The following is a 7,239-nucleotide window of genomic DNA, read 5'->3' on the forward strand; positions in this document are numbered from 1 at the left end:
TCATCTCCCTGGTGGCGCTGGTGGGCGGAACCGTGGCGGGGCTGCTGGGCGTCATCCTCGCGGTGCCGGCGGCGGCGGCGGGGCAGGTGCTGCTCACGGAGGTGCAGCGCGAGCGGCGCAAGGCGTGGAAGCGCGAACGGCGCCAGACGTTGGCATTGTCCTCCGGTCTGGGGAACGCGGACGAGGCACTGTTGGCGGGTCCACTCGGGCCGCCGCGAGGTGAAGCGCGGCGTGCGCCCCCGGTTGACTCCGGGCATCCTGGGGCGCCGCACTGAGCCGTTTGCTTTCCGCGAGCCCCACGATGACTTCCGATGAGACTGTTTCGGCGACCTTCAAGCGCGCGGCGGCGGAGCGCGCGGTGGACTTCATCCAGCCGGGCATGGTGGTGGGGCTGGGCACGGGCAGCACGGCCGCGTACGCGGTGAAGCGGCTGGGCGCGCTGCTCTCCGCCGGGACGTTGAAGGACGTGGTGGGCATCCCCACGTCGCGCGCGACCGAGGCCCTGGCCACGTCGCTGGGGGTGCCGCTCACCACGCTGGACGTGCATCCGGTGGTGGACCTCACCATCGACGGCGCGGACGAGGTGGCGCCGGACCTGTCGCTCATCAAGGGCGGCGGCGGGGCGCTGCTGCGCGAGAAGGTGGTGGCGCAGGCCAGCCGCCGGGAGATCATCATCGTGGACGCGCCCAAGCTGTCACCCCGGCTGGGCACGAAGTGGCCGGTGCCGGTGGAGGTGCTGCCCTTCGGCTGGCGCTCGCAGGCGCTGTTCCTGGAGTCGCTGGGCGCGCGCGTGGTGGTGCGGCTCGCGCTGGACGGAGCGCCGTACCACACGGATCAGGGCAACGTGTTGCTGGACTGTGACTTCGGGCCCATCAGCGACCCCGCGGGGCTGGCCGCGAAGCTGGATGCTCGGGCCGGGGTGATGGAGCACGGCCTGTTCCTGAACCTGACCACCGACCTGCTGGTGGCCGGACCGGAAGGCATCACCCATCGCGTCCGGGGCGCGTGAGGCGCAGGACGTCCTCGGCGGTGTCCACGTCCTCCTCGCCGCCGGGCAGTGGAACCTCCACGACGCGCGAAGGGTCACGGGCGATGAGCCCGCGTGCGCCGCCCGTGGGCTCGAGCGCCGCCAGCTCAGGGAAGAGGGCGCGGGAGAAGAGGGCGGGGACGCCCCGCGTGCCCGCGTACGCGGACGCGACGATGGGCGCGTGCGTGCGCTCGAAGGTGGCGATGAGCGAGCGCAGGTGGTCCGTGTCCACGCGCAGCTGGTCGCAGAGCATCAGGAGCGCACCGTCCACGTCCGGCGGAAGCACCCGCAGGCCGGCGTGCAGCGAGGAGCCCTGCCCCAGCGCCCAGCCCGGATTGTCCACGCACCGCACGGCGAGCCCCCGCAGCTCCGCGCCCACCTCGTCACGCTTCGCACCGAGCACGACGGTCACCACGGGGCTCGCGGCCAGGGCCCGCTCCGCCGCGCGCCGCACCAGCGACGTGCCCTCGTGGCGCAACAGCTGCTTGGGCTGTCCCAGCCGCGAAGAGCCGCCAGCGGCGAGCAGCACGATGGCGACGGTCGTCACGCGGACCTGCGCTCCGGCGCGGTGGCCTCTCCGTGGATGGGCGCCTGCCGCTCGCGCAGCCGTCCTCCGTCGCGTCCGGCCAGCACCGCCTGCACCTCCGCGATGATGGACAGGGCAATCTCGTCCGCGCCCTCCGCGCCCAGGTCCAACCCCATGGGCGCGTGCAGCTTCTCCAGCTGCGCGGCGGTGGGCGGATGCGCCAGCTCCCTCAGGATGCGCTCCGTGCGGGAGCGCGGCCCGAGTACGCCCAGGTAGCGCACCGGCAGCGGCACCAGCCGCGCCAGCAGCTCGCGGTCCTGCGGCAGGCTGTGCGTCATCACCAGCACCACGCTGCGCTCGGACAGCGGGACCTTCTCCAGCACCTCGCTGGCCCGCGACGCGACGTGCGCCTGGGCACGCGGGAACCGGCGGCGCAGCAGGTCCACGGGCCGGTCCGCCACCACCGTCAGGTGCCAGCCCAACCCCTGCGCACGCGACACCACGGGGGCCACGTCGAAGCCGCTGCCGAACACCACCACCGGCGGCGCCGGCTCCACCACCTCCACCAGCACCTCCGCGCCCCCGCATGCGCCGCTCCACGGCACGCCGCGCACCAGCGCCTCCGTGGCCGCCGCGCGCGCCGGCTCCAGCAGCGCGCCCGTGAGGTTCCCCGCCGACACGCCGTCCGCGCGCAGCATCAGCCGCGCGCCAACGGACTCCGCGGGGCCCCGGTACACGGTGGCCACCACCGCGCGCAGCGACTGCTTGCGCGCCTCGTCCGCGAAGGCGAGCGCGTCACCCGGGCCGGGCTCCCAGCGCTCCAGCAGGATGTCCACCACGCCGTTGCACCCGAGCGCGAACGACAGCCCGCCCTCGTCCTCCGCGTTGTCGCCGGTGGTGTCGTAGCGCAGCACGCGCGGCCCGCCCGACGTCCAGAAGAAGGCCTTGCGCACCAGGTCTCCCTCCAGACACCCGCCGCTCACCCCACCGGCCAGCCACCCGTCCGCGCCCATCAGCATGCGCGCGCCCGGGCGCCGGTACGACGAGCCGGACACCGCCACCACCGTCGCCAGCACCACCGGACCGGAGGCGCGCCCGCACGCCTTCAGCAGGTCATCGAGTTCCTTCATCGCCCACCCATCTAACCACCCACGTGCCGAGCCCGGGCCGATTCCACTCAAGCCCGGTGTGCACCGTCCGACGTCCGCTTCCTGTCCCGCGCACGCAGGGCAGCCATCCAGCCGGCCGCCCGGCCTCTGCATGACGCTGGCGGACAAGGCCTACCGCCACGAACTTGAGCGGAGGACTTTTAGATGGAGGCCCGGTGGAATCCACAGCGCGACGGCGTGATGCCCGACATCGCTTCCCCTCTGCTTACGGCACCCCGCGGGCCTGTCGCCCCAGCAAGGGGAGGGCGGCATGAAGATGCCCGAAGTGCTGGAGCACCTGCCCGCGGTTGGACACCTGCTCGGACGCAAGCCGGGCGGGCAGGAGGACATCTTGCCGAAGCGTGACCCCACCCTGACCCTGCCGGACTTCCAGTCCGTGCCGCTGCCCACCAGCGAGCGCCGGCTGGGAGACGGCCGGACCTTCATCGTGCACCACCCCTCGCCGCGCGCGCCCCGGGGACCGGGCCTCACGGTGATGAGCTACAACATCCTCATGGGCGGCGAGCGCCAGGAGGCGCTGCTGGAGTACTTCACCCAGCTGGAGGCCCAGGACCGCATGCCGGACGTCATCGGCCTGCAGGAGGCGGGCGTGCCCATGTCGGTGCTGCTCGCGTCCCGCTTCGGCTTCCACCTGGCGTACCAGGGCAGCGACGGCGACGGCGGCACGCGGCTGATCAACGGCAAGGCGTGGCTCAGCCGCCACCCCATCGTGGACGCCGCGCACTTCACCTACGTCCTCACCGACGCCGAGCGCAGTGACGCCATCGCGCGCCAGGGCTACGCGGGCGAGCTGGTGGAGGACCGGGGCGTGCTCTGGCTCAAGCTCCAGGTGGAGGGGCGCCCCATCTATCTCTACAACCTGCACCACGCGCTGGGCGACTCGGCCATCAACGCCCTCAACCTGCGCCAGCTCAACGCGCTCCTGCGCCGCCGCGAGGGCGTCCCCGCCGTCGTGCTGGGCGACTTCAACGCCAACACCGCCATCAAGCGCGGCGGCTCGTGGCTGGTGGCGCACCTGCTGCACCCGAAGCAGGACAACGACACGGACACCATCGAGGAGTTCCGCCAGCGCTACGGCGACGACATGCACAACGTCACCGTGGGCGACCGGGGCGTGGGCAACATCGCGGATCCGCGCCTGCGCCATGAGCTGCACACGCTGGAGCAGGACCTGCCGGAGACGGTGTGCCACGCGACGACGGTGCGCGTGCGGCTGGCGGACCACTCGCTGACGACGCCGCACCACGCGCGCCAGGAGCTGAGCTCCGGGCAGATTCCCAAGCACAGCCCCGCGTGGTGGCGCCTGCAGGACATCGCGGACTGCGCCACGCTCACCTCGCACCCGGACAGCCACGGCGTGGTGCACGCCACGGGCAAGCGCTTCGACAACTTCTACGCGACGCGCTCCCTGGCCCCCGTCCTCTTCGAGGTGGACCGCTCCACGGAGTCCTCGGACCACCAGCCGGTGGTGGCCCACTACCGCTTCGTCGACGGACAGCCCAAGGCCCCGCCGCACCACTGACGTCCCCCGCCACCGCTACGCGGCGAGGGCCGAGTGGCGGTGGCGCGCGAAGAGGTCCTTCACGTAGCGGCCCAGCAGGGCCGCGTCGATGTCCGGGCACTGGAGGTCCGTGCCCGCCAGCGCGGCGCGCGTGTGGTCCGTGCGCACGCGCGGCGTGCGGTGGTGCAGCTCCAGCACCGTGCGGGTGCCGTGGTAGACCTTCTCCCGCAGGAACGCGACCAGCGGGAAGAGGGCGTTGTCCGGCCCCACCCGGCCCAGCTCCCGCAGCCACACCGCCGGCGCCACCCGGCGCACCGGGTGCCCGTGCACGCCCAGCAGGTCGAAGAGGGCGTTGTGGGAGGGCTCCTGCTCGCGCTCCGGCGCCAGGTTGTAGTTGCCGCCCGGCGCCTGCGTGAGCACCAGGTGCGCGGTGGCGTTGGCCACGTAGTCCACCGGCACCGGCAGCCAGTACTTGTCCGGCAGGTCCGGCGACAGGCCCAGCTGCGCGTTGCCCACCAGGAGCCGGCACAGCATGTCGTCCGCGTTGCCAATGCCCGTGCGGCTGTGGCCCTGGATGAAGCCCGGCCGGTAGATGCTGACCGGCAGGCCACCCTCGCGCGCGTCCGCGACGAGCCGCTCCGCCACCCACTTGGCCCGCGTGTAGCCGTTCTCGTAGACCATCAGGTCCAGCGAGCGCTCCAGCGCGAAGTCCTCGGACACCTCCTCCACGCCCAGCAGCGTGCCCACCGCGCCGTGGACGCTGAGCGAGGACACGTGGTGCAGCGGCTTGGCGCGGCCGTGCGCGCAGAAGGCCAGCACCTGCTGCGTGCCGGCGACGTTGGGCCGGCCCGCATCCGCGTACGGCAGGATGTAGCTGATGCTCGCGGCCGAGTGCACCACCGCGTCGCACTGGAGCGCCAGGGCGTCATACACGGTGGCCTCCAGCCCCAGCCGCGTCCGGGTGATGTCGCCCGCCACCGCCTGGATGCGCCCGTCGCGCCAGGGCAGGTGCACGCCGTACTTGCGCGCGGTGGCGCGAAGCCGGGCGCCGGCCTCCGCGTCGTCTCGGGCCCGCACCAGGCAGTGGATGCGCTCCACGCGCGGCGCCAGCGCGGCCAGCAGGTGGATGCCCAGGAAGCCCGTGGCCCCCGTGAGCAGCAGCGTGCGCGGCGGCTGCTTCACCCCGGAAGGCAACGTCAGCGGGGGCAGCCCCGCGGACCGGGCGTCGGTGAGCAGCGTGGCGCGCACGCTCTGGGGGCCGCCTTCCGACGGGGCCGCGCCGGCCTCGCAGAAGGGCAGGAGCAGCTGCGGCGTGGGGTGCGAGTACACGCGGCGCGACGGCAGCGGCACGCCGAAGTCCTCCTCCACCTGGGCCAGCACGTGCGCCACGCCCAGCGAGTCACCGCCCGCCTGGAAGAAGTGCGTGTTCGCCGTGACGGTGCCCGGCGCCGCGCGCAGGCCCCGCTCGAAGGCACGGCACAGCTTTTCAATGGGTGTGGCGGGAGTCGCGGGCGTGCTGGGGGCGGTGGACTTCGTGGCCCCCATCCAGTCCGCGGGGGGAGGCAGGGCCTGCCGGTCCACCTTGCCCAGGTGGGGCATGAGCGGCAGGCGCGGCAGCTCCACGAAGCGGTGCGGCACCATGTAGTCCGGCAGCACCACGCCCAGGTGCGCGCGCAGCGCATCCAGCGACACCGCGTGGCCCTCCTGCACGCTGTGGTAGGCCACCAGCAGGCCCGTCGTCTGCCCTTGAGCGTCCGTGTGCTCGAAGACCGTCACCGCCGCCTGCGCCACGCCGGGGTACGCGTACAGCGCCTGCTCGATGGCCTCCAGTTCGATGCGGAAGCCGCGCAGCTTCACCTGCTGATCCATCCGGCCCAGGAACACGAGCGCCCCGTCCGCGCGGACGAAGGCCTCGTCGCCGGTGCGGTACCACCGGGCGCCCCGGGCGTCCGTGGGGAAGCGCTCCCGGGTGCGCTCGGGCTGGTTGCGGTAGCCCTCCGCCACGCCCTCGCCGCCAATCCACACCTCGCCCGTCGCGCCCTGTGTGGCGTCCTGGCCGTCCGGCCCCACCACGCGCACGCGCACGCCCGGCAGCGCCTGCCCGATGGGCACGGGCGACTCGCCGCCCTGTACCTGGTACGCGGTCGCGCAGACCGTGCCCTCCGTGGGGCCGTAGGCGTTGAAGACGCGGCGGCCGGACGCGTGCCACCGCTCCGCGAGCGGCGCCGGGCAGCGCTCGCCCGCCATCACCACGCAGGCCACGTCCGGCAGCGTGTCCACGTGCGGCCCCAGCTGCCCCAGCACGGACGGGGGCAGGCACAGGTGCGTCACGCGCTGCTGGCGCAGGTGGTCCGCCATGCGCCGGCCGGGCAGCAGGTCCTCGCGCGTGCCCTGCACCACGGTGCCGCCCGCGAACAGCGTGGGGAACACCTCCCACACCGACGCGTCGAAGTTGATGCTGGCGAACTGGAGGTGCCGCGTGTCCGGCCCCAGGCCCAACAGCGGCGCCACGCCGTGCACCAGGTTCGACAGGCCCCGGAACGTGCACACCACGCCCTTGGGCTCACCGGTGCTGCCGGAGGTGTAGATGAGGTAGGCGGGCCGGTCCGGCGGCGCGTCGATGACGTCCGTGGGGGTTTCGTCACCCGGTGAATCCATCCCCGCCGTCTCCGCCTCCAGGAAGGGCAGGGGAGAGCCCAGCCACGTCTCCAGCAGCCCCACGGAGACGCGGTGCATGCGCTGGGTGACGACGCCGCGCAGGCCCGCGTCGCGCAGGATGCGCAACAGCCGCTCGTCGGGGAGGAACGGATCCAACGGCACGTAGGCCGCGCCCGCCATCCAGATGCCCAGGATGGCCGGGATGACCTCCGGCCCGGGCACCACCATCAGGCCCACGCGGTCTCCCGGCCCCACGTTCCATTCGTCCTTCAGCCGCCGCGCCACCCGCGCCGCCCTGCGCAGCAGCTCCGGCTGCTTCAACACCGTGGATCCGAAAGCGATCTGCGCGGTGGGGGGA

The 7,239-nt window shown here is 73.4% G+C and carries 5 protein-coding genes and 1 pseudogene; 3 read left to right on the plus strand and 3 right to left on the minus strand.

Going from position 1 to position 7,239, the window contains the following annotated elements; all coding sequences use genetic code 11:
* Both D7X55_RS32300 and rpiA read left to right on the plus strand, forming a co-directional pair.
* Positions 1 to 275, plus strand: a pseudogene (locus D7X55_RS32300) (AI-2E family transporter); the annotation flags it as partial.
* Positions 276 to 301: 26 nt separating this feature from the next.
* Positions 302 to 1,009: a ribose-5-phosphate isomerase RpiA gene (gene rpiA / locus D7X55_RS32305; protein WP_121725071.1), complete on the plus strand. Its 708-nt coding sequence runs from the start codon at positions 302 to 304 to the stop codon at positions 1,007 to 1,009.
* On the opposite strand, the gene D7X55_RS32310 is transcribed toward rpiA, so the two are convergent.
* Together D7X55_RS32310 and D7X55_RS32315 are read right to left on the minus strand one after the other, a co-directional pair.
* The gene (locus tag D7X55_RS32310; RefSeq protein WP_120550172.1) at positions 984 to 1,574 is read right to left on the minus strand and encodes an NTP transferase domain-containing protein; all 591 of its coding nucleotides are present in this window, start codon (positions 1,572 to 1,574) and stop codon (positions 984 to 986) included. The two genes, rpiA and D7X55_RS32310, sit on opposite strands and share 26 nt — an antisense overlap.
* A complete protein-coding gene (locus D7X55_RS32315) occupies positions 1,571 to 2,683 on the minus strand; it encodes an XdhC family protein (RefSeq protein ID WP_121725072.1) in 1,113 nt (370 codons plus the stop codon). The genes D7X55_RS32310 and D7X55_RS32315 overlap by 4 nt, the downstream gene beginning before the upstream one ends.
* Positions 2,684 to 2,972: 289 nt before the next feature.
* Between D7X55_RS32315 and D7X55_RS32320 the strand changes: the two genes are divergently transcribed.
* The gene (locus D7X55_RS32320; RefSeq protein ID WP_121725073.1) at positions 2,973 to 4,244 is read left to right on the plus strand and encodes an endonuclease/exonuclease/phosphatase family protein; all 1,272 of its coding nucleotides are present in this window, start codon (positions 2,973 to 2,975) and stop codon (positions 4,242 to 4,244) included.
* A gap of 15 nt (positions 4,245 to 4,259) precedes the next feature.
* Here the strand turns inward: D7X55_RS32320 and D7X55_RS32325 are convergent.
* The coding region (locus D7X55_RS32325) for an amino acid adenylation domain-containing protein (RefSeq protein WP_147470286.1) at positions 4,260 to 7,239 on the minus strand (2,980 nt) is incomplete at its 5' end.

This window comes from Corallococcus sp. AB049A (genome assembly GCF_003668885.1).
Taxonomy (GTDB): Bacteria; Myxococcota; Myxococcia; order Myxococcales; family Myxococcaceae; genus Corallococcus; species Corallococcus interemptor.

Coding starts and splice junctions, on each gene's coding strand:
- rpiA (WP_121725071.1), top strand. CDS start 302: ATGACTTCCGATGAGACTGTTTCGGCGACCTTCAAGCGCGCGGCGGCG.
- D7X55_RS32315 (WP_121725072.1), bottom strand. CDS start 2,683: ATGAAGGAACTCGATGACCTGCTGAAGGCGTGCGGGCGCGCCTCCGGT.
- D7X55_RS32320 (WP_121725073.1), top strand. CDS start 2,973: ATGAAGATGCCCGAAGTGCTGGAGCACCTGCCCGCGGTTGGACACCTG.